Consider the following 653-nt stretch of genomic DNA (forward strand, 5'->3'; position numbering starts at 1 on the left):
GCTGACGCCCTTTTTTGTGGTGCACCGGGGCGGATTTCGGCAGGCTTACCTGCTGTTCCGCCTCGTTAAATGTGCCTTTATCGGCCTTTTCGCTCTGTTTGTCAAAGCGTTTAGACTTGCTGAGATTGAGCTGTTCGAGCAGGAGCTGAATATGATGATCTTTTTCCTGAATTTCGGCCTGAAGCTGGCCGATAAGGGCTTTCAGTTGGTCAATATCATCGAGGAGGTCAGTCATCATTCAGGCTCTCAGGGAAAAACCTGAGTGTGACAGCGCCACCGGATCATGCAAGTCCAAATCCGGGATCAGTGTCACCGATCACACTTTGACTTCCCGCAGAGGCTGATGGGCACGGGGATGGGTTAATGCCAGCCCCGACAACAGCCAGTTCAGTTGCGGGCGCGTAATGTGTACGGTGCCGTCCGCCACGGGCGCGGGCCACTGAAAACGGCCTTTTTCCAGCCGCCGGTAGTAGAGCCAGAAACCGTTGGTGTCCCAGAACAGGAGCTTGAGTTTGTCGCGATGGCGGTTACAAAAAATAAACCCGGCTTCACTGAGCGGATCCAGCCCCAGTGCCTCCACCACACTCGCCAGTCCGTCGATGGATTTTCGCATGTCGGTCTGACCGGAAACCAGATAAATGTTGCCCGCTGGG

The 653-nt window shown here is 55.0% G+C and carries 1 protein-coding gene and 1 pseudogene; both read right to left on the bottom strand.

Annotated features, from left to right (window positions below; translation table 11 throughout):
- Window positions 1-235: pseudogene (locus AAC147_RS10150) on the bottom strand (IS66 family transposase); the annotation flags it as partial.
- Between the two features lie 81 nt (window positions 236-316).
- Window positions 317-653, bottom strand: a 337-nt coding sequence (gene tnpB, locus AAC147_RS10155) for an IS66 family insertion sequence element accessory protein TnpB (protein ID WP_047686507.1), incomplete at its 5' end; no start/stop codon positions are given.

Origin of the sequence: Xenorhabdus sp. NBAII XenSa04 (assembly GCF_963866145.1) — a bacterium.
GTDB lineage: Bacteria > Pseudomonadota > Gammaproteobacteria > Enterobacterales > Enterobacteriaceae > Xenorhabdus > Xenorhabdus indica.